This is a genomic window from Coprobacter fastidiosus, assembly GCF_982245605.1.
In genome coordinates this window covers 17,860-40,086 of the sequence record NZ_CEVCIF010000020.1, presented here as the reverse complement: position 1 = coordinate 40,086, position 22,227 = coordinate 17,860, and the positions used below count along the sequence as shown (strand labels likewise).

General features: G+C 40.3%; 10 protein-coding genes. 9 read left to right on the top strand and 1 reads right to left on the bottom strand.

Going from position 1 to position 22,227, the window contains the following annotated elements; all coding sequences use genetic code 11:
* Positions 1–129: 129 nt before the first annotated feature.
* Positions 130–2,640: a Kelch repeat-containing protein gene (locus AC0UMU_RS06910; RefSeq protein ID WP_288641178.1), complete on the bottom strand. Its 2,511-nt coding sequence runs from the start codon at positions 2,638–2,640 to the stop codon at positions 130–132.
* A 263-nt stretch (positions 2,641–2,903) separates the two neighbouring features.
* Here AC0UMU_RS06910 and AC0UMU_RS06905 point away from each other — a divergent pair, with 263 nt between their 5' ends.
* From AC0UMU_RS06905 to AC0UMU_RS06865, 9 genes are all read left to right on the top strand, one after another.
* Positions 2,904–4,520, top strand: coding sequence for a GxGYxYP domain-containing protein (locus AC0UMU_RS06905; protein ID WP_288641176.1), 1,617 nt, complete (start codon positions 2,904–2,906; stop codon positions 4,518–4,520).
* A gap of 234 nt (positions 4,521–4,754) precedes the next feature.
* Entirely contained in the window at positions 4,755–7,022 is a 2,268-nt protein-coding gene (locus AC0UMU_RS06900; protein ID WP_288641174.1) for a GH92 family glycosyl hydrolase, read from the top strand.
* Positions 7,023–7,032: 10 nt separating this feature from the next.
* Positions 7,033–9,294 (top strand): GH92 family glycosyl hydrolase, encoded by a 2,262-nt coding sequence (locus AC0UMU_RS06895; RefSeq protein ID WP_288641173.1) that lies wholly within the window; start codon positions 7,033–7,035, stop codon positions 9,292–9,294.
* Positions 9,291–12,365, top strand: a complete 3,075-nt coding sequence (locus AC0UMU_RS06890) for a SusC/RagA family TonB-linked outer membrane protein (RefSeq protein ID WP_009318917.1) — start codon at positions 9,291–9,293, stop codon at positions 12,363–12,365. The genes AC0UMU_RS06895 and AC0UMU_RS06890 overlap by 4 nt, the downstream gene beginning before the upstream one ends.
* Positions 12,366–12,376: 11 nt before the next feature.
* A complete protein-coding gene (locus AC0UMU_RS06885) occupies positions 12,377–14,266 on the top strand; it encodes a RagB/SusD family nutrient uptake outer membrane protein (RefSeq protein WP_278714126.1) in 1,890 nt (629 codons plus the stop codon).
* Positions 14,267–14,351: 85 nt separating this feature from the next.
* The gene (locus AC0UMU_RS06880) at positions 14,352–15,089 is read left to right on the top strand and encodes a DUF3823 domain-containing protein (RefSeq protein ID WP_288641170.1); all 738 of its coding nucleotides are present in this window, start codon (positions 14,352–14,354) and stop codon (positions 15,087–15,089) included.
* Between the two features lie 14 nt (positions 15,090–15,103).
* The gene (locus AC0UMU_RS06875; protein WP_288641168.1) at positions 15,104–17,665 is read left to right on the top strand and encodes a glycoside hydrolase family 3 protein; all 2,562 of its coding nucleotides are present in this window, start codon (positions 15,104–15,106) and stop codon (positions 17,663–17,665) included.
* A gap of 12 nt (positions 17,666–17,677) precedes the next feature.
* On the top strand, positions 17,678–20,455 hold the full coding sequence (locus tag AC0UMU_RS06870; protein ID WP_473979901.1) for a carbohydrate-binding protein: 2,778 nt from the start codon (positions 17,678–17,680) through the stop codon (positions 20,453–20,455).
* A 91-nt stretch (positions 20,456–20,546) separates the two neighbouring features.
* On the top strand, positions 20,547–22,226 hold the full coding sequence (locus tag AC0UMU_RS06865; RefSeq protein ID WP_288641164.1) for a T9SS type A sorting domain-containing protein: 1,680 nt from the start codon (positions 20,547–20,549) through the stop codon (positions 22,224–22,226).
* Position 22,227: the final 1 nt, after the last annotated feature.

Genomic DNA, 22,227 nt, shown 5'->3' with positions numbered 1-22,227 from the left:
CCAAAAGAAAAACCTTTTCATGTGTTTCGATGTCGGCTTCACCGTTGGTAAGTTGAATGATCCGTTTTAATTGCAATAAATTCATTTTCAAATTTTTTGTCCCCTTTAAATTTTGTCAGTAAGATATGCTTAATGACATATATCATTAAAAGATTTATTATACGGAGTTCCTAATAACTGTTCATATTCTGAGCAGAATGCATCATAAGTGCTCTTCGCCAGTCCTACTTTACCATTTTTTACCAGTACGTTACATTTTAAGTGTATGGCATTTTCATCTGTAGGGTCGAATAAGAAAATAATGTCTGCAATTTTGGTAAGGAGTCTGAAATCTGTCAGATTCCCTGATTGTACGATATTCCATAACATATCTTGGACATAATTGGCGTAATCGGATTTGAAAGAGTCGACCCAGTCCTGATTCAGATATGGCAATGGTAATCCGTTAGCGATGAGATGCAGTACGTCATATAATTTATTTACTTGAACCTTTGATTGTTTTTGTAACTTTTTCAGACTCTCGAAAACCGTATAATAGTCGCAAAAGAACGGTTCGCTGCATTTTGTCGCCCAATAAGTATTTGTATTTACTAATTCGATACCTCCTATTTCTTCAAGCAAAACTTTTAGTTTCCGAATGGTAACCCGCCGGTTGTTCTGTGCGCTTTCATCGCTTTTGTCTGCCCACAAGATTTCACACATGGTAGAGTTGGAAATTCCTTTTCCGTTTTTCTGTGTGTAGAGAATGATCAATATAAGTAAATATCTTAATGTCGGAGTGAATGATTTGGTTATATCGTTCCCGTTTTTGTCCCACACTTGAAATCCTCCGAGAAATAATATTGCCGATCGATTTGGAATTGCTTCGGGAACATATTCTTCCATATTTAAGATCACCGAATCTTGAACTGTAGATTTTTTCTTTCTTATATATATTATGAATAGTGCCGTTCCTATAATCAGAATAATTGCCGTTGCGATATATAACCACATAAGGTCGGCCTTTTCCCGGGCCGGTTGAATGATGCTCGCTGTAGATAATGGCGGATACAGTAATGAATATACGGATATTTGAGATTTGTCTTTTTCGTGAAAAATGGTTACGGCATATAATTTATTGTCTTTCTTGCTGTAAAATAGAGAGCAGTATGCATTTATATCTTCGAATGGATAGGGAATCGTATCTGCTAATGTCCGGGAATTTCCGTTGCTTATATCGAATGATTTCAGAACAATATGGCTGTTACTCCGGTTATTGGGGAAGCAAAGTGTGTAAAATAAGTTTTCGGTAGTATCTATTATCATAGCGTTCGATACGACAAAAGGCTCTTCTTGTTTATCCAACGACCATAACTTCTTTATTTTTCCCGTGTAGGGATCTGCTTCGTATAAATCATAATAATTATAAGGTCCTAATTCTTGTAATCCGCTGATATGGCCATATCCTCCGAATATCAGTATAGAGTTTTCCGATTTTATGCCTAATGCACTCAGATAACGAGGAGGAATCGAACCTTTCATATCGATTTTTTCCCATTTCGATTCGTCGGAATATAGTTTGAGAAAATCATTCTTATAATGATATTCGCCATATCCTCCGAATATGTATAAATTAGAATCTTTTGGAGAAATAAAGGAATTATGGTGAGTATGGATAGGGTTCTTTGTGTCTTTATTGGCTTGACTCCACTTATGGGTTTTGAAGTCGAATCGGGAGATGATAGGACCGTCAAAGTCATAAGACCATAGCTCGTTTGTCGAAGGTTGATAAATTAACTGGTTCGAGCTTACATAGTACGGGTTACCCGATTGTACGGGGATTGTATCTATGCGGTTATCGGTTAGGTGGTAAACGAGAATTTGTTTTTGATCAGCAAAATAAAGTATGTTATCTTTTTCGTTGAAGGCAATTTGAGTGTAATGTCCCGAAACGAAAGATCGTTCTTTTTCCCATTGCGTATGTTTATCTATTTCCCAAATGGGATTGTGTACTATTGCAGATCTACAAGAAACCGAGTCATATACTTCTGCGATCTGATGTTCTCTCAACGGCCAGTATGCTTCTATTTTACCTTCTTGATCTTCAATGCGTATATTTTTGATTGCCATGGGAGGGACATCGTAGGAAAGAAAGTCGGGATGACTGCAATATCCGAATTGAAAACGGTATCGAGACAATTTTTTGTAATGATATGGAATTTTGATCTCCTCACCATTAAACGATATTGTTATTTCTTTTGTTTTAGGGTTTATACCGAAATGAACCGTAACCCAACTGTTTTTTTCGTATTGCTCCAATATCTGTCTGCTAAAGGGAGTGAATATTCTGTTTCCTTCGATAAAACTTAAAGATTTTCGTCCATCGGAATAATTGGATACCAAATCAAAGCATACCGTATCGTTAGCTATGATTCTGAAAATATATCCGTAGTTGTGTAATTCGGTTCTGAACCGCAATCCGAAATCCAAGGAAAATCCTTCGGGCAGGTAAAATTCTTTACCGTCATTCAACAATAAAGAAGTCCTTTTTTCTTTGATTACCTCATGGGATGCAAAATTTAAACCGGAGGAGATATCCGTTGCTGAAATATGTAAAAGGAAGAAAAACGACAAAATAGAAAATATGAAAATTTTCTTCATGGCTTTTGTTGATGTATAAATGTGTTTCAACAAAGGTAGTGAATATATTTAAAAGACTAAAACAAAAAAATAAAAAGGAATACCGCTTTTTGCTTTTTGGGAAAATTAATGAATAATTTCCGTTTCTGTTTCTGTAAATTTTAGAGTAGGGCTCGGTTATTTTTTATTCATTCTCTTATTAATGAATAATTAATGACGGCAGATATAGGTCGGGGATATTTTTGCCATACGATATTTATTTGTTGTTTTTTAAATTAGTTGAGATGAAAGGCACGAACAAAATCCCTTTACTTTTATTATTTGTTATTCTGACCGGTTGTTCTCTCCGTGTTTCGAAGCCGAAATATGAGAGCAGCTTAGCTCCTGAATCAGGACAATTTTTTAAGTGTAAAATGTCTTCTGAAATTTGGGTTGCCGATTGCCGTAAGGATTCGGCGCTGTCGAAAATGGTGGCTACGGCAATCCAAGGGATTATTAATCAGGATTCGGCAGAAGTTTATTTATTTCTCGGAGATCATCATGTTCGTCAGTTGAATGATACGGAGCGGAAATATACGGTTCTGAATAGAGATTCGAGAGCCGGAAATGCGGGACTGCAATCATTGTTGGATAAATATTTGAACAGGTTCTCTTATATATATGTATGGGATACTTGTAAAGATTGGACGTGGAATATGGCTTTGATGCTTTCTTCCCAGAACAAAGGCATTCCGTTGACACGAGAATATGCCGATTGGGTGGTGAAGAAATATAATTGGAAAGGTGAAGTTGTCGATTTATCAGAAAAATGGGTGAATAAAGAGGCTGCTTATAATTGGGCTATCGCCGAATTGATGCCGAAATGTCATAAAAATATTCTTTTTTCGGTAGGTTTAAGAGATGATTGGCGCGGAGCTCCTTGGACTTTGTATGATTATGCTACTGCATCCGGAGGATTTGCTTTCTGGTTGGATGACGCTCAAAAAGATGAACGGCAAATTATCCGGAATATTTGTATTGCAGGTAAGTACAACCCCGGATCGATCGTTATGGGGTATGCCAAAAGCGGAGATGACTTGTTGGCTACAGTCAATAATTATGGAATAGGTTATGTGGTCAGTGATTATTATGCCAACGGAAGTTTCTGGAGTGCTTATCCGAATAAATCTTTTTATCAACCTAAAGGGAAAGCCCGAAAGGTCAAACCCGGTAAAATATATGTCAGTATCATATTTAGTGACGGGGACAATCTTCAGTTCGATCAGAATGCTTTGTATCTAATGTGGGAAAATGATTCGTTGCGGGGAACTGTTCCGGTCGGCACTACTATGGCGGCAGGTTTGCAAGAAATCAATCCGTTTTTACTTGAGTGGTATTATAAACATAAGAGCGAGAATGACGAGTTGGTTGCCGGACCTTCGGGATATCAGTTTATTTATGGTCGGGATTATCAAAAAGAGGGTTATGAATCGTGGTTAGAGAAAAATCGCCGTTGGCTTGCATCGGCGGGTTTTCATACAGCTTGTTTTTGGCATGCCACATTCGGAAGTCATTGTTTCGATCGTTTTATCGAGACTGCCGGATTGCAAGGGATATTCGATGGTGACGATAAAACCGGCATCGCATATAAGAATGGGGTGATCATTATGAATCAGGGAGAACATATTCGCAAAGAAGGTGAATTATACAATGCTTTAATGAAGGTCAAGGCAAAGGAGGATGAGCCTGTGTTTGTAAATGTATATCCGATTGCCGCCGAATATGGAAGGAACGGAGGCATTGCAAAGTTAAAGCGGGAAATAGACCGGTTAGAGAAAGAGCGTCCGGGTGTTTATGAGTATTTGTTACCGAAAGATCTTGCTGCATCTGCTGCTCGCTATTTTGATAAGAAAAAAAGATGATCATATATGTTTAATGTATTATAAATGATTGGGTTATAGGATATATTCCTTTGAATAGAAAGATTGTATGGAACTGAAAAATTAATGAATTATTAATGATGGAAAAGAGAAATTTCGGCTTTGTTTATTGTTAAATCGGGGTTGAACCATTTCTGTTAATGATAAATTAATGATCTTTTCTATATTACTATAATATATTCGTAACACATTTATGCTTAGAGAAAATATTGAGCCATGAAGAGTTTTTTAACGACAATTTTATTTTCGCTTTTTACTACCTCTTTGTTTGCAACAGAAGTGGTCGATTATGTCAACCCTCTTGTCGGGAGCATGTCGAAGAAGTTGCTTTCAACAGGGAATACCTATCCTGCTGTTGCTTTACCTTGGGGAATGAATTTTTGGACTCCGCAGACCGGAGAGATGGGAGATGGCTGGACGTATGTTTATACGGCCGATAAGATTCGAGGTTTTAAGCAGACCCACCAACCGAGTCCGTGGATAAATGATTACGGGCAGTTTTCTTTAATGCCTGTTATCGGATATAAGATAGGACAGGAGGAGAGAGCCAGTTGGTTTTCTCATAAAGCAGAGGTTGCTACACCTTATTATTATAGTGTATATCTTGCAGACCATGATATTACGACAGAATTGACCCCGACCGAACGTTCGGCGGCATTTCGCTTTACATTTCCTGAAAGCGATAGTTCTTATATTGTGATCGACGCCTTTGATAACGGTTCTTATATAGAGGTGATCCCCGAAAAAAATACGGTAATAGGATATACTACGAAAAATTCGGGAGGTGTTACTCCGGACTTTAAAAATTATTTTGTAATCGAGTTCGATACTCCTTTTGCCTCGTCTGATGTCTGGAGTGACAGTAAGGTCGTTCCCGGAAAGAAAGAATTGGAAGCCAATCATGTAGGTGCTATTATAGGTTTTAAGACTCGTCGAGGACAGACTGTTCAGGCGAAAGTAAGTTCATCTTTTATCTCTTTTGATCAGGCTTGGTTGAATCTGAAAGAGTTGGGAGACGGAAATTTCGAAAGAATTAAAAAGTCCGGACGTGATCGTTGGAATGATATATTGGGTAGAATACAGGTAGAAGGAGGTTCTACGGATCAATATCGTACGTTTTACTCTTGTTTCTATCGTTCGGTTCTGTTTCCTCGTAAATTTTATGAAATAAATGCACAAGGAGAGCCTGTTCATTATAGCCCGTACGAAGGGGGTGTAAAAAAAGGTTTTCTTTATACGGATACCGGTTTTTGGGATACTTTCAGAGCTTTATTCCCATTTTTGAATTTGATGTATCCTTCTGTTAATGAAGAGATACAGGCAGGGCTAGCGAATGCTTATAAAGAAAGCAGATTCCTTCCCGAATGGGCAAGTCCCGGACATCGTTTCTGTATGGTCGGTAATAATTCTGCATCGGTGGTTGCCGACGCATTTTTAAAAGGAATAGGTGTAGAATATAGTGAAACGCTTTATGATGCATTATTGGCAGCTACGGATAAAGTACATCCCGATGTTCCGTCGACAGGAAGATGGGGAGCGGATTATTATAACAAACTCGGTTATGTACCCTATGATGTAAAGATTCCTGAAAATGTCGCCCGTACGCTTGAATATGCTTATGATGACTGGTGCATCATGCAGATGGCTAAAAAGTTAGGACGTCCTGAAAAGGAGATCGAGCTTTTCCGTAACCGCAGTCTTAATTATAAAAACGTGTTCGATAAGAGCCATAACTTGATGCGTGGGAAAAATCAGGACGGTTCTTTCCAAACGCCATTCAATCCTTATAAATGGGGAGATGCTTTTACAGAAGGAAATAGCTGGCATTATACATGGAGTGTCTTTCATGATGTACAGGGGCTTATCGATCTGATGGGCGGTAAGAAGACTTTCGTTCAGATGCTTGATTCCGTGTTTGTCGTTCCACCTATATATGATGACAGTTATTATGGATTCTGTATTCATGAAATCAAAGAGATGCAGATTATGAATATGGGCAATTATGCACACGGAAACCAGCCCATACAGCACATGCTTTATCTATATAATTATGCGGGAGAGCCGTGGAAAGCGCAATATTGGATAAGAGAGGTGATGGATCGGATGTACACGGCAGCTCCGGATGGTTATTGCGGTGATGAAGATAATGGGCAAACTTCGGCTTGGTATGTATTTTCTGCTATGGGATTTTATCCTGTTTGTCCGGGAACGGATCAATATGTAATCGGAACACCGTTGTTTAAGAAAATGACCGTTACTCTTGAAAATGGTAAAAAAATAGTACTGAATGCTCCTGATGTAACTAAAGAAAACCGGTATATAAAACGTATTAAACTAAACGGGAAAGAATATACTCCTACATGGTTTTCATATTCCCGGTTAAAACAAGGAGCCGTAATTGATTATGAAATGAGTAATGTCCCCAATAAAAAACGGGGTATCGATAAAAAAGATTTTCCCTATTCGCTGAGCAATGAAAAATAATAGTTTAATAATGAAAAATTTCTTGAGTATATGTCTGGCGGTCGCATTTCTGGCATTGTCCGGTTGCAGTGACAAAAATGTAACGAGCCTTACCCATTGGGTCGATCCTTATATCGGCACGGGAGGACACGGACACACCTTTTTGGGGGTAGCTGCACCTTTCGGTGCGTTGCAGTTAGGACCGACGAATATAAATAAAGGCTGGGATTGGTGTTCGGGATATCACTATTCCGACTCAGTATTGATCGGTTTTTCACATCTGCATTTAAATGGAACTGGGTGTTGCGATTCCGGAGACTTGTTGTTCATGCCTTATACCGGAGAAATGAAGAAAATAGCCGGGACACAGGAAAATCCTACTTCGGGTTACGGTTCGCATTATTCTCACGATCGGGAAAAAGCTCGAGTAGGATATTATTCGGTTATGCTGGACGATTCTGATGTTTTGGTAGAGTTGACAGCGACAGAGCGTGTCGGCTACCATCGCTATACTTTCCCGAAAGAACCGGGAGGAAAACAATTGATGATCGACCTGAAAAACGGGTATGGAGATGACCGGACATTGGAAAGTTTTATCGAACAGACCGATGAATACACGGTAAGCGGTTATCGTTTTTCAACAGGTTGGTCTAAAGGTGTACAACAAATTTACTTCACAGCAAAATTTTCTTTGCCTGTTTCCGTTATATTATTAAATGACACGGCTGAGGTTTCCGGAAAATCTTTGAAAGCTCAGGGTGTGAAGGCAAATGTCCGTTTTGCGGATGATGTTGAAGATGTTCAGGTTAAAGTAGGTATTTCTCCGGTCAGCATTGAAAATGCGGCACAAAATATAGTTTCGGAAATCCCGGAATGGAATTTTGAGCAGGTTGTCGCACAAACGACTGATGCGTGGGAAAAAGAGTTGTCGAAAGTCGTCGTAGAAACAAATGATACGGTAGCGAAACGTATTTTCTATACGGGCATGTATCATGCGTTTTTGCAACCGGTACTTTTTAATGATGTAAATAACGATTACAGGGGGGCCGATCGCCAAGTATATTCCAATGCACCTTTTAAAAATTATACGGTATTTTCGTTGTGGGATACCTATCGAGCTGCACACCCGTTATATACGATACTGCAACCTGAACGGGTTTCGGATTTCGTGAAATCCATGTTGGCTATTTTCGATCAGAAAGGATGTTTGCCCGTATGGCATTTGTATGGATCGGATACCTATGAAATGATCGGTATACAGTCTGTTCCGGTAATTGCAGATGCTATTTTAAAGGGGTATAATACATTTAACTACGAGCAGGCTTATAACGCCATGAAGCAGTCGATGCTAAGCGATTATAAAGGTCTGAATTTTGTACGTGAAAATGAATATATACCGGCAGATAAAGAAGGCGAAAGTGTTGCTAAAGGTTTGGAATATGCGTTGGCAGACTGGTCGGTGGCACAAGTTGCGAAGAAATTAGGTAAAGAAGATGATTATAGGTTGTTTATGGAAAGGGCGGGATATTACCGCCATTATTGGGATCCTTCAGTTCGATTTTTTCGGGGTAAGAATGCTGACGGAAGCTGGCGGGATGGTTTTAATCCTTTCCGCTCGGAACATCGGGCTGACGACTATTGTGAAGGGAATGCCTGGCAATATGCCTGGCTTGTCCCTCACGATGTCGAGGGGTTAATTAAATTAATGGGAGGCGAAGAGGCGTTCGTACAAAAGTTGGACTCTCTTTTTGTTTTGAACGAATCCATGGGTGAAAAAGCTTCAGGAGATATCTCCGGACTCATCGGACAGTATGCGCATGGAAATGAACCCGGACATCACATTACATATTTATATACGTTGGCAGGACAACAGTGGAAGACTGCGGAAAAAGTACGCTATATCCTTAAAAATATGTATAGCGACCAGCCGGATGGATTGCAAGGGAATGAAGATTGCGGGCAGATGTCTTCTTGGTATATTTTTTCTGCATTAGGTTTTTATCCGGTTGTGCCTGCAGGAGGTGATTATATTTTGGGTTCTCCGTTGTTTGACAAGGCTGAAATTTCTTTGCCGGAAGGAAAGAGCTTTAAAATTATTGCATTGAATAATGTTCCGGCAAATAAGTATATACAGTCGGTCAAGCTGAACGGAAAACCTTATGAAAAAGCTTGGATTTCACATGAAGATATTATGCAAGGAGGAGTTTTGGAATTGACAATGGGTAATGTTCCTGAAAAATCTTTTGGAGTTAAGAAACAAGAATTATTATATACTAAATCTGAAATACAATGAAACATCTAAAAGTGATGATTTTACTGTTTTTGGCAGGGCTGCCGCTGTCTTTGATGGCACAGGTGTCCGAGATAAACGGTGTAGTAAAAGATGGTGCGGGTGAACCGCTCATCGGTGTGAGTGTAATTGTAAAAGGTTCTAAAGTCGGAACAGCTACGGATGTCGATGGACATTTTTCTTTAAAAGCGGATAAAGATAAAGCTACTCTGGTTTTTTCTTTTGTCGGATTTGAGAAAAAAGAAATTCCGGTGAAGGGAAAAAATAACCTGATCGTGGTTTTAAAAGAAGATACCAAACTCTTGGATGAAGTGGTTGTCGTAGGTTATGGAACTCAAAAAAAACAAGAGATTACCGGTTCTGTGGCATCTATTAACCGGGATGAGATTAAGGCTGTAACTACTTCAAACTTAACGAATGCTTTGCAAGGAAAAGTGCCGGGCTTGAACATCAAACAAAATTCCAGCGAACCGGGTAGTTACGATAACAGCTTTAATATTCGTGGTTTAGGATCGCCTTTGGTTATTATAGATGGTATTCCGCGTGATGACTTCGATCGTCTCGATCCGAATGAAATCGAGTCGGTATCTGTGTTGAAAGATGCTTCGGCTGCCGTTTACGGTGTGCGAGCTGCGAACGGAGTCGTATTGGTTACTACCCGTCGTGGTACAAAGGGTAAACCGGAAATCACATTGAACGCTTCATACGGTATACAGAATATTACCAAATTCCCGAAATCCGTAGATGCTTATGGTTATATGGAACTTTATAATGAAGCGATGGCTAATCGAGGAGAAACAGTTCCGACTTACGATCCGAGTTTGGTAACTTCGGGATCTCCTTATGCTAATGTCAACTGGTTCGATCAGGTTGTTCGTTCTACGGTACCGCAATGGCAGATAAATATGAATATATCCGGAGGAAATGATCGGGTACAATATTTCAATAGTATCGGTTATTACTCGGAAGAAGGATTGTGGAAAGCGAATTCTTTGAATTATGAACGTTATAATCTGAGATCGAATATTACGGCAAAAATAACCGATCAATTGACTGCCGAATTCCAGATAGGAGGATATTATGACGACAAGGATGCTCCGGCTTATTATCCCAGTGAAATTTTCGATGCTGTTTCGGCACAAGTTCCTATTTATGAAGTTTATGCCAATGGTAATCCCGATTATTTGGGCTATCAATATAATGATGAAAAGAACGCTTTGATAAAAAGTTCTCAGGAATATGGCGGATATCGTCGTACCAAAAACTTGCAAGTGCAAGCAACCGCCTCTTTGCGTTGGGATATACCTTGGGTAAAAGGTTTGTCAGCAAAAGCACTTATTGCTTATGACCCTAAATATCATACAGATAAGATGCTCAAGAAGCAGTATAAAACTTATAAATACAATGCCGACGCGAAATCTTATGATGTAGTAACAACATCTTCTTTGGCAAGTGTGACAGAATGGCGCAGCAACACGGCGACTCCGACAACACAGTTGTCTTTGAACTATGAAACTTCGATCAAAAATAAACATAATTTGAAAGCTTTATTATTGTTCGAAACCCGTAAATGGGAAACTTCTGAATTGAGCGGAAGCCGTAATACGTTGATGGATGCCGTCGATCAGATTTACGCAGGATTGGTAGATGATGCTCGTAGTGTAAACGGTTCTGCCGACCGTAACTCAAATATGGGGCTTGTCGGACGTATAGATTATGACTTTTTATCGAAATATCTGGTTCAAGCAAGTTTCCGTTTAGACGGATCTTCGAAATTCAGAAATAAGAAATGGGGATTCTTCCCGTCTCTTTCTGTCGGCTGGCGTCTTTCTGAAGAATCGTTTATTAAAGATAATGTAGACTTTATCGATAATTTGAAAATTCGTGGTTCTATCGGTAAGATGGGGGATGACAACACTGATGCTTACTTGTGGATGATGGCATTCGATTATCCGGGTGGTGATAAATACGTATTGGGAGATCAAGGTCTTATTCCGGGTGTCGGAATGCCTCAGATACCAAATTATGATGCTACATGGTACACATCTACGACAAAAAATATCGGTTTCGATATGTCGTTATGGAGAGGTGCTCTTTCTGTTGAATTCGACTTGTTTCGCCGTGATCGTGACGGATTGTTGGCAAATCGTATAGTTTCTGTTCCGGGAACTTTCGGAGCTACATTCGCAAAAGAGAATATCAACTCGGATATGCAATCGGGTTTTGAATTAGTGTTGGGGCATGAAGGGAAAGTTGCTGATTTTACTTATCATATCTCAGGAAACTTTACCTATACTTTAGCTCGTAATAAATATATCGAAAGTACTCCGTCCGGAAACTCTTATGATAATTGGCGCAATAATCAGAATAATCGAAACAGCAATATCAAATGGGTATATGATGTTCGCGGACAATTCTCCAGTATGGATGAAATTTACAGGAATCCGGTTTTAGACGGTCTTTATACGCAGTATTCTTACCTTCCCGGAGACTTGATGTATGTCGATTATAATGAAGACGGTATTATCGATGATTGGGATAAACAACCTCTTCTTAGGGGGAATACTCCGGTGATGAACTATGGTCTTACTCTTGGCGGACAGTGGAAAGGTATCGATTTGAATGTGACATTCCAAGGTGCAGCTATGTTTAATGCTAACTTGACCGACCGTCCGTTACAGTTCGGAGGAGCATGGGATATTTTCATGGATCGTTGGCATAAAGTCGATGCAGAAGGTAATCCCGCACCGTTCGATAGTGAGGGAACGTGGGTGGCCGGACGTTATCCGTCGACTCGTTTGCAAGATCCTCAAAACTACGGACAAGAATCTACATATTTCTATAATAATTGTAGCTATCTGCGACTCAAAAATCTTGAGTTGGGTTACACATTGCCGAAACAATGGACGAATAAAATCGGGATCAGTAATCTTCGTATATATGCTAACGGGTTTAACTTATTCACGATCTGTTCTAAAGATCTGAATTATACCGATCCTGAAAATCCCGGAGGTTCTCTTGCCCGTTATCCGATTATGAGAAACTTTAATTTTGGTGTAAACGTAACATTCTAAAGGCTGATATGATGAAAAAGATTATATACGGGGCATTGGCCATGACGCTTACTTTCGGTACGATTTCTTGTAGCGATTTTCTCGACTTGGCGCCCATCAATAAAATTACAGAAAACGATATCTTCGGTAGTGAAGCCGGAATAGAGGCTTACATGGCGACTTTGTACAACCGCCTTCCGATAGAAGATTTCAATTACGGAAGTGAATCCGGATTTAATAATTGGGTTTCCGGATGCTTTGTTCCGGCTCTGAGTTGCGATGAAGCTATTCACTGCGAATGGCCTCATGAAATATTCGGACCGGCGACGGAAAATGGTGCATGGAATCAGTGGTGGTCATACGACAATGTGCGTAACGTAAATCAGTTGATACAAGAATTGGAACAATCTACGCTTTTTGCTCCGGAAAAAAAAGAAGAATTATTGGGTGAAGCATATGCAATACGTGCATGGTACTATTTCGGTATGGCAAAACGTTATGGAGGTGTTCCTATTATAAAGGTTCCTCAAGAATATGACGAATCCAATCCTTCGGCTTTGTTGGTAAATCGAAGCACAGAGGAAGCGACGTATGAATTTATATTGGAAGATTTGGACAATGCAATCGCTATGCTTCCACCGACCCGTTCGTCTCGGGAAAAATACCGAATCAATCGATATGCCGCAGCAGCTTTGAAAAGCCGTGCCATGCTTTATGCCGCTTCTATAGCCAAATATGGTTCGTATGATAAAAACGGATTGGTAGGGTTCGATGATCCTTCGAAAGCTGAAAAATACTATAAAGAAGTAATCAAGGCGGTAGATGTCGTTCGTGAAGGAGGATATTCTCTATATCGTGGAAATGCAGACAAGGCAAAAAACTATCAGGAAATGTTCTGGATCAAGGGAGATTGTCCTGAAGTGATTTTTGTAAAGAAATATGAGTATCCCGATAAAGCTCATAACTGGGATTTATGGAATCAGCCTTGGGGATACCGTTATCCGGAAGGTTATGGTTCTCGCTTGTCTCCAACATTGGATTTGATAGAGGCCTTTCCGATGGCAGATGGTACGTCGGGAGAATTTGAAACCAATTCTTCGGGTTGGATTGTCGGGGATGATGGAAATATTCTTGAGGTGAAAGACCGTACCGATCTTTTCGACGGACGAGATTCGAGATTGTATGCTACAGTTTTGATTCCCGGTGCTGAGTGGACCAATGCAAAAGGAGATGTAAGCGGTATAATTGATGTAAAAAGAGGAATTGTCGAAATGAACGGTCAGAATGTAACGATCTTGAAAGAGGGGGGTGCGTTTACCGATCAGATTAGTTATACCGATCCGGAAACACAGAAAGATACTTCGATATATGTAATCGGGGCGCAAGGTGTCGGAGGTAATTCCGAATCGACGGTTACCGGTTTGTATATTAAAAAATTCTTATATGAGGGAAATGCTACACAAGATCCTAAACATACGAGTGGTGAGCAGGATTGGTTTGAGTTCCGGTATGCTGAAGTTGAGCTGAATTATGCTGAAGCTGCAGCCGAATTGGCTACGATGGGGGTATCGGATTATGTAGCTAATGGATTGACTTATTTAAATGACGTACGTGACCGTGCAGGTGTAGAAGATGCTCCATCTCTTACAGTAGATGTAGTGCGTAATGAACGTCAAGTTGAACTGATGTATGAGAATCATCGGTTCTGGGATCTCAAACGGTGGCGTCAGGCCGATAAGGTTATGAACAATAAGAAGATGAAAGGTCTTTATCCGTATTGGGTAGCTAATAAGAAGACTTGGATATTCAAGAAAGTTGAAGTCGGTAATGCACATGATTTTAAGCCCTATTTATATTATATCCGTATTAATGACGATCAGAGAAAGTTAAATCCGGGTATCGAGCAGAACCCCGGCTATTAATCGTCGGTAGATAAGTAAATAATAGAAATATGACAAGACTGTCTGGAAGTTTTCAGACAGTCCTTAAAAATAAAATTGTAAATACATGAAAAAGATTAGTTTGATATTTGCCATATTCCCTTTGTTGATGACATCTTGTTTTCAACTGGATAATTATGATGCTCCCGATGCGGGTATCGACGGGACTTTGATCGATATTGAGACCGGATCTCCGGTTTACACCGAACAGCCGGATGGCTGCCGTATTGAATTGATGGATCTTTCTTATGAAAATCCTACACCGCTTCAGTTTTGGGCTAAAGCTGACGGTACATTCCGTAATGTAGCTCTTTTTAGCGGGGATTATGATGTAACGCCGACAGAAGGTCCGTTTTTCCCGGTAGAAGCCGAACGAGTACATCTTAAAGGTGTTACTAAGCATGATTTTAAGGTGACTCCGTTCCTGAAAGTAAATATAGAAGAGATTGTTTATGGAGAGCCCGGTTCGGCAGAGGTTACGGTTAAATATACAATCCGCCGTTCTACTACTCCGGAAGGAATGACTATCGGTAAGAAAACAATTTCCGAATCCAGATTGCTTTGCAATATCTATCCGGTAGTTTCCTGTTATAACAGTTGTTTCATAGAGGAAAATTCTACGACAAAAGTGCTTAGCCGTTCTACAGATGCTTCGATAGAGTCAAAGGTATATGAAGACACTGTCAAGAATTTGAAAAGCGGGCAGAAATATTATATCCGTGTTGCCGCTCTGTCGAGCTGTAGCTATAATTCGACTTTGAAACGGTATAATTATACTCCTGTTATTGAAATTGTCGCACCTTAATTTAAACTGACATCATGATTTTGAATCTGAAAATAAAGACCTTGTTATTCTCTTTTTGTCTGGCAACTACTTCTTTGGCTGTTGCCCAGACTAAGGAGTTGTATAAAGATATGAACGCTCCGCAGCATGAGCGGATTATGGACTTATTGTCCCGTTTGACGGTAGAAGAGAAAATTTCGCTTTTGCGGGCTACATCTCCGGGAATTCCCCGTTTAGGTATCGATAAATATTATCATGGAAATGAAGCGCTTCATGGGGTTGTTCGTCCGGGTAATTTTACCGTTTTTCCTCAGGCTATCGGACTGGCGAGTATGTGGAATCCTGAATTGTTGTATGAAATATCGACAGCGATTTCAGATGAAGCACGTGGACGCTGGAACGAATTGAATCGGGGTAAAGATCAGAAAGGTTTTTTTAGCGATTTGCTGACTTTTTGGTCACCGACAGTGAATATGGCTCGTGATCCTCGCTGGGGACGTACTCCTGAGACATACGGAGAAGATCCGTTCCTTTCCGGCAAATTGGGGGTTGCTTTTGTAAAAGGGCTTCAAGGTAATGATCCTCGTTACCTTAAAATTGTTTCTACTCCGAAACATTTTGCAGCCAATAATGAGGAGCATAACCGTTTTGAATGTAATCCTCATATCTCTGAACGGAATTTAAGAGAATATTATCTTCCGGCTTTCGAAAGTTGTATTAAAGAGGGTAAAGCTCAATCTATCATGTCTGCTTATAATGCGATCAATGATGTCCCGTGTACTTTGAACCCTTGGTTGTTGACTCAAGTTCTCCGGAAAGAATGGGGCTTTAACGGGTATGTCGTGTCTGACTGCGGAGGACCGGGTTTCTTGGTGACGCATCATAAATATGTGAAGACTCCCGAAGCTGCGGCGACATTGTCTATAAAAGCCGGTCTTGATTTGGAATGCGGCGACAATGTATATATCGAGCCTTTGATGAATGCTTACAAGCAATGTATGGTGACAGATGCAGATATAGATACTGCTGCTTATCGGGTTTTACGTGCCCGTATGATGCTGGGGCTGTTCGATGATCCCGAAAAGAATCCGTATAATGCTATATCTCCCTCTATCGTAGGGTGTGAGAAGCATCGGCAATTAGCATTGGAAGCAGCACGTCAAAGTCTTGTATTACTTAAGAACGAAAAGAACTTCTTGCCTTTAAATCCGAAAAAAGTAAAATCGATCGCTGTGGTCGGCATTAATGCCGGGAATTGCGAATTCGGAGATTATAGCGGTACTCCGGTGAATGCTCCGGTATCTGTTCTTGAAGGAATTAAAAATCGAGTAGGGGATGATGTGAAAATCGTATATGCACCGTGGTCTTCTTCGATTTCTGGATATGAGATGATTACGAAAGCGAATTTTCCGAATGGTTTGAAAGCTGAGTATTATGGAAATAAGAACTTGGAAGGAACACCGAAAGTGCGTACCGATGAAAATATCAATTTTGAACCGGCCAATCAAGCTCCCGATCCTTTCTTGCCGAAGTCTCCGTTGTCGATCCGCTGGAGCGGAGATCTTGTGCCGAGTGTATCGGGAAAATATACTTTGGCTTTTGCTACTGATGACGGCTGCCGGTTATATCTTAACGGTAAGAAACTGATCGATTCTTGGCACAATCGGGGGGTACAGACCGATAGTGTAGTGGTCGAGCTGAATAAGGGCGAAAAATATAATCTGGTTGCCGAATATTTCGATGACGGAGCTGAGGCTACGGCAAAATTATATTGGCGTGTTCCGGATGTAGGGAAGAAAGCTTTACTCGATCTTTACGGAGAAGCCGGACGGGCTATTCGCGAGTGCGATGTTACGGTTGCCGTATTGGGTATCAACAAGTCTATCGAACGGGAGGGACAGGACAGATATACGATAGAGTTGCCTGCCGATCAACAACTGTTTATCAAGGAAGCATATAAAGCTAACCCGAATACCGTAGTCGTATTGGTTGCCGGAAGTTCTTTGGCGATTAACTGGATTGATGAGAATATTCCTGCTATATTAAATGCCTGGTACCCGGGAGAACAAGGCGGTACTGCCGTTGCTGAAGCTTTGTTCGGTGATTATAATCCCGGAGGACGTCTTCCTTTGACATATTACAGAAGCCTTGATGAGCTTCCTGCTTTTGATGATTATGATATTCAGAAAGGCAGAACTTATATGTATTTTGAAAATAAACCTTTGTATCCGTTCGGATATGGGTTGAGTTATACCCGCTTCGATTATAAAAACCTGAAGAGTGAAGTTTCCGATGATGCCGTGAATTTGAAGTTTACGGTGAAAAATACCGGGAAATATGCCGGAGATGAAGTTGCACAAGTGTATGTGCGTTTCCCTGAATCGGGAATAAAAGTCCCTTTAAAACAGCTTAAAGGTTTTGAACGTGTACATATAGGAAAAGGCAAGTCTGCTCAGGTATCTGTATCTATTCCTAAAAAGGAGTTGCGTCTTTGGGATGAGAAGGAGAGAAAATTCTATACGCCTTCGGGTAATTATATTTTCATGGTCGGATCGTCTTCGGATGATATTCGTTTACAGCAAGTAGTTAAACTTTAATAGAGGTTATTCATGAAACGACTATTAGTGATATTGATAATGTGCTACGGAGTTTTGGGTGGAATATCCGCTCAAATTTCCGGAGTACATTTTCCGAAAATGAAACCGGTGCAGACGCCTGTGTTCGTTTCGGTAGGAGGTGCGACGGAAAGTCCTGAAGCGCTTCATATTTGTCGGATCTTTCAGGGAATTATTAACCGGGATTCTGCGGAAGTGTTTCTTTCGACCGGAGATAAAGAATTAGACTGGTTTAAGTATTTAGACGTTAAATATAAACGTCCGGATCAAGGTGTTATCGTTACGGGTGAAAATCGGGGATTGCGCACTTTGTTCAAATCGTATAAAGACCGTTTGGATAAATTGGTAATATGTAATTTTTCGGATAATGACTATACCTTCAATATGGCGCTGTTGATGGCTTGTGCCGAAGATGCTTTGCCTGTATCGGAAGAACTTAAAGATGAGTTGGTTGCCGAGTTCGGATGGGATAAGGAGATCGTCGATATCCGGAATAATTGGAGCACGATAACTCAGGCTTATGATTGGGCGTTAGAGGAAATTATGCCTAAACTTAACAAGCAATTGGTTTTTAGTATCGGCTTGCGTGACGATTGGAAAAATGGCGGTTGGCGTATTTATGATTATGCCGTGGCTTCACGCTCATTTGCTTTTTGGGTGGATGATGAGACGACTACGGGGAAGAATATTATTAAAAAAATATTAAATACGCCGGGATATCCTAAAAATGCGGTGGTAATGGGGTACGGTATGCATGGAGATGATCTTAATCTCACGACTAATCCCGAAGGGTTCGGATTTGTAGTGAGCGATCTTTTCCCGAATGCCAGTTATTATTCTTCGTTCCCTTCTGAAACATTTGAGGGACGTCAGCCGGAAGGTGTGGCTGTTGATGCGGAAACGAATAAAGTATATGTCGCATTGCATTGGAGTGACGGGGACAATATTCAATTCAATCATAACGGGACATTGGATATTTGGAAACAGTCTGAACGGGGAAAAGTGCCTGTTTCTATGACTTTATCTCCGGCTTTGACCGAAATCGCTCCGTTCATTTTGCAATATTATTATGAGAATAGAACCGATAATGATGAGTTTATCGGAGGTCCTTCGGGGGTACAATATATCCAAGAACCTTATTATAAACCGGATGATTATGAATCATGGTGTGTAATGAACGGACAGTATCTGAAAGCCGCCGGCATGTTCAGTACGGCATCCTCATTACGTTGGCCTGCACAACCTTTTTATAACAATGGTTTTGTAAAAACAGGAGTTACCGGTACTTTGGCATGGACAAACGGGGCTTACAAAGATGCCTATAACTGGTGCGGTATGCCGGTTGTCGGTACAGGCGGAGTTTGCAGTGATGAAGACGGTATTTATAATTATTTGAAAGGCGTTGCTGCTCGAAATGATATCCCTGTATTTACCGGAGTATATATGGTTCAGGCTGGATTGGGAGGCGCCGGATATGCTGCGATAAACCGTGTTGTGGAACGTTTGCAAAGCGAATTTCCCGGAAAATATGTGTTTCTGAAAGCCAGCGATTTGTTGGCTACGGCAAAAAAATATTTTACAGAGCGACAGAAACCTTATAAAGATTTAGCTATTCCGGGCCGCATAGAAGCTGAAGATTTCGATTTAGGAGGTCAAGGCGCCGGTTTTTATGATATGGCGACTTCTAATGAAGGCGGTGCATACCGAAATGAAGAGGGTGATTATGTCGGTGTGGGAGCCGGCGGATCGGGGTATCATATCGGCTGGACTACTACCGGAGAATGGTTGAATTATACGGTAAATGTCGAAAAAACAGCTACGTATAAGATGACTGTCCGTTATTCTACACCTTCAGGACAGGATAAGGGTATTTGTGTTATGTTGGATGATGAGGTGCTCTCTTCAATGGAATTGAAGTCTACATCCGGAGTCGATAATTATGCCGATTATATGGTAAGGGTAACGATACCCGAAGGAACTCATAATTTACGGGTACAGATAACGAATGGGGGAATGAATCTCGACTATTACGATTTCGAAGAAGATACGGAGACCATTCCTGTAATAGAGAGAAGCAAAGGATATAAAATCATCGCGGTACATAGTGGCAAGGCATTGGCTTTGAAAACGAATAATACGACAAACGGAACGAAAATTATTCAGAAAGAATATACCGGAGACAATACGGAGATATGGAGATTGAACGTCGCCGGTGATGCATGTTACGGTTTGCAGAATGTCGCTTCCGGATTGAATATCGTTTTGAGAGGAACGAATACGATCGGTCAATTTCCTTTTGATTGTACCGTGAATAACGGAAAATGGAATTTGTATTATCAAGGAGACGGCTGTTTCACTATCGTACAAAAAGGAGCATTGAAATATCTCGAGATTTCGGATAGTTCGATGAACGAAGGAGCGGAGTTATCTGTAGGAGATTTGACAGGGGAAGATAATCAGAAATTTAGGATAGAAGAAGCTGCTGACTACACGGGTGTGGATCACTCTATTATTTCTGAAAATTCTGTCGGTGTTGCTTATCCGAATCCGTTTGTCAATGAAATATATATTCCCGTTTCTATAAAACAGTCTCAAGATATAGAAATTACTTTATTCGATCTTGCAGGACGCTGTGTATATAGAAATATGATATTTCTGAATGATGGTGATCGGGAATTGGTTGTTTCCGGAAATAACTTGCCTTCGGGAATATATGTTTGGAGATTGAACGGGGAGTCTGTTCATTCGTATGGTCGTGTAATCAAGAAATAGTGAGAGCTCGGAAACCGGTTTTAAGCAGTCGGTTTCCGAAAATCAAAAGACAACTTAATTATTATATACATTAACTTTTAAATTGTATGTTATGAAAACGAGAACAATTACTTTATTAGGGCTTTTTGCCGGAATGTTCGCAACGGCTTCTGCTGAGGACCTTGTCATTAAGATGACAGAAGAAAGCGGTGTGCAAATTATAAATGATGGACGTTTTGATGTTGTGAACAAATGTTTGGGAAATACAAAAACCGGGACAACGATTTGTTTAGGAGAAATCGATTTTGGAGACGGAACGACTTATGTAGCTAATGGTGCGGAATTTGCACATGAAAATCCGGATACGGAAGGTACATTGGATTTCTATATGGGAGATCCGGATAACGGAGGTTTGCTGTTTACGCAAATTGATGTTAAAGGTACGGGTGCTTTCCAATATTATCGTACTTACCGGTATAATTTTTATCCTGAAGGTACTGATGGTTTTACTTGGCCTACCGGAAAGCATCAAGTATATATGCGCTATAATAACTGTGAGGGTAATCTGAAAAAGATCGTGTTCTATAACAATGAATTTACTGAAGAAGAACAAGGGGAAATGCCTGATCCGACGTATGATTATTATTCAATTCCGGCAAGTGCAGGTTCTGTTGTGAATCCGGAAGTATGTCCAGATGCTAAATTAAATGATGGTGTTTGGGGAAATACAGGAGAAGGGTTGATTGTTAAATTTCCGTCGATAGATTTTAAAGATGGAAATACATATCAACAGATAGCTGTGGTTTCTACTCATGGAGGGTCTACTAATCCGAATGGTTTCCTTGAAATTTATATTGATGGTACGGATAGTGAAGATAACATGATTGCTAGAATATGGACGGCTCGTGATTGGTATTGGACTGTTTACGGTACATTGGCAAAAAACTTAGAGAAAAATATCAGTGGTGTGCATGATCTTTATGTAAAATGGACGGGTGCTACAAACTTGAAAGAAATTCAATTGATTGAAGGAACTCCTTGGGAAGTAGAAGATGATGAACCTGAAAAGATAGAGTTGATAGACGAACCTCTTACTGATAACGCTTATGGCATGCATTTCGATTCGATGGGGGGTATTGAGAACACCGTTGAATTTATGGCATACGGTTCAGATGATCTGAAATTTGAGGCTTCTAATATCGGTTATACTTCTTATGGTGTGGTTTTGAAATTTGTTGACGTTGATTTCCAAAATGGACAATTTACTCGTATTTTGGTAGATCATTCTTCAGACCAGGCGTCTTTGGGAAGCAGTACGTTCGATTTCTATATCGACTTGGATCATGATGATTATAGCGATCTATCGGTATTGGAAAATGATACGAAATTGGCAACAGTACAGGCTCAGGGTACAAGTAACTGGGCCACTCCGAAGAAAACTGCCGGAACTATGACATCAAAAGTAGAAGGTGTGCATGATTTGTATATGGTATTTAGGACCGATGCCGGTGCGAATATCCATGGTGTATATTTGGATACCGACTATGATCCTTCTTCTATCTCTACGGCAACAATTGAAGGTGTAAAAGTTTGGGGCATGACAAATGCTGTTTGCATCGAGTCTGCTACTGAGTCGTTGACTGTTGATGTGTATAATTTCGCAGGACAGAATATTTCTCAAACTAAGGTGGCTGCCGGATTGAGTACTTTGTCTATGGCAAAAGGTATTTATTTGGTAAAAGTTGCCGATGCGAAGGGTAATGTAGCTACTTATAAATTGTCTGTAAAATAAA

Excerpts from the sequence above, each read along its gene's own strand:
- AC0UMU_RS06910 (WP_288641178.1), bottom strand. The coding sequence starts at position 2,640 with ATGAAGAAAATTTTCATATTTTCTATTTTGTCGTTTTTCTTCCTTTTA.
- AC0UMU_RS06905 (WP_288641176.1), top strand. The coding sequence starts at position 2,904 with ATGAAAGGCACGAACAAAATCCCTTTACTTTTATTATTTGTTATTCTG.
- AC0UMU_RS06900 (WP_288641174.1), top strand. The coding sequence starts at position 4,755 with ATGAAGAGTTTTTTAACGACAATTTTATTTTCGCTTTTTACTACCTCT.
- AC0UMU_RS06895 (WP_288641173.1), top strand. The coding sequence starts at position 7,033 with ATGAAAAATTTCTTGAGTATATGTCTGGCGGTCGCATTTCTGGCATTG.
- AC0UMU_RS06890 (WP_009318917.1), top strand. The coding sequence starts at position 9,291 with ATGAAACATCTAAAAGTGATGATTTTACTGTTTTTGGCAGGGCTGCCG.
- AC0UMU_RS06885 (WP_278714126.1), top strand. The coding sequence starts at position 12,377 with ATGAAAAAGATTATATACGGGGCATTGGCCATGACGCTTACTTTCGGT.
- AC0UMU_RS06880 (WP_288641170.1), top strand. The coding sequence starts at position 14,352 with ATGAAAAAGATTAGTTTGATATTTGCCATATTCCCTTTGTTGATGACA.
- AC0UMU_RS06875 (WP_288641168.1), top strand. The coding sequence starts at position 15,104 with ATGATTTTGAATCTGAAAATAAAGACCTTGTTATTCTCTTTTTGTCTG.
- AC0UMU_RS06870 (WP_473979901.1), top strand. The coding sequence starts at position 17,678 with ATGAAACGACTATTAGTGATATTGATAATGTGCTACGGAGTTTTGGGT.
- AC0UMU_RS06865 (WP_288641164.1), top strand. The coding sequence starts at position 20,547 with ATGAAAACGAGAACAATTACTTTATTAGGGCTTTTTGCCGGAATGTTC.